Origin of the sequence: Paenibacillus sp. CECT 9249, from assembly GCF_918697855.1 — a bacterium.
Taxonomy (GTDB): domain Bacteria; phylum Bacillota; class Bacilli; order Paenibacillales; family Paenibacillaceae; genus MSJ-34.
Map to the genome: position 1 here is coordinate 1 of NZ_CAKKLI010000111.1, position 820 is coordinate 820.

The window sequence follows — 820 nt, forward strand, 5'->3', positions numbered from 1 at the left end:
AAGTCGTAACAAGGTAGCCGTATCGGAAGGTGCGGCTGGATCACCTCCTTTCTATGGAGAATCGTCTTCTGTAACGAAGACATTCAAATCTGCTTGATCTCGCTCGTTGTCAGTTTTGAAAGAGCAACGGTTGTTGCTTCTTTCGAAATGCGTTTGGTGACGATGGCGGAGGGGTTCCACGCGTACCCATCCCGAACACGACCGTTAAGCCCTCCAGCGCCGATGGTACTTGGACCGAAGGGTCCTGGGAGAGTAGGACGTTGCCAAGCGCATATTCCTTGGCGAATATGTCGAGGGCCCTTAGCTCAGCTGGTTAGAGCGCACCCCTGATAAGGGTGAGGTCGGTGGTTCGAGTCCACTAGGGCCCACCATATTGCATACAATTGAATTTTTGATTATGGGGCCATAGCTCAGCTGGGAGAGCGCCTGCCTTGCAAGCAGGAGGTCAGCGGTTCGATCCCGCTTGGCTCCACCATATCTGTTGCACCTTGAAAACTGGATAGCGAAACAAAATGCGAATTAGAATATCCTTTAAGCTGAACTTGTGTTCAACAAGTAAGTGCAAAGCGAGGATTTTCGCGAAAGACGATCCTTTGTCACCTTGTTTCTTACCTTGGACAGTTGTTCAAAGAAACAAGAGGGACAAGAGAGCGGAAGGCGCGAAAACCGAGCGAGTAGGTTAAGCTACTAAGAGCACACGGAGGATGCCTAGGCGCTAGGAGCCGACGAAGGACGTGGCGAACGACGATATTGCCTCGGGGAGCCGTAAGCAGGCCTCGATCCGGGGATGTCCGAATGGGGAAACCCGGCTGCTGTAATA

The 820-nt window shown here is 52.1% G+C and carries 2 tRNA genes and 3 rRNA genes; all 5 read left to right on the forward strand.

The window, feature by feature from the left end:
• Nucleotides 1-51 (forward strand): 16S ribosomal RNA (locus LQ229_RS26970); the annotation flags it as partial.
• Between the two features lie 101 nt (nucleotides 52-152).
• Nucleotides 153-269 (forward strand): 5S ribosomal RNA (gene rrf, locus LQ229_RS26975).
• Between the two features lie 25 nt (nucleotides 270-294).
• A tRNA-Ile gene (locus LQ229_RS26980) sits at nucleotides 295-371 on the forward strand.
• Between the two features lie 28 nt (nucleotides 372-399).
• Nucleotides 400-475 (forward strand) — tRNA-Ala (locus LQ229_RS26985).
• Nucleotides 476-677: 202 nt separating this feature from the next.
• Nucleotides 678-820, forward strand: a 23S ribosomal RNA gene (locus LQ229_RS26990); the annotation flags it as partial.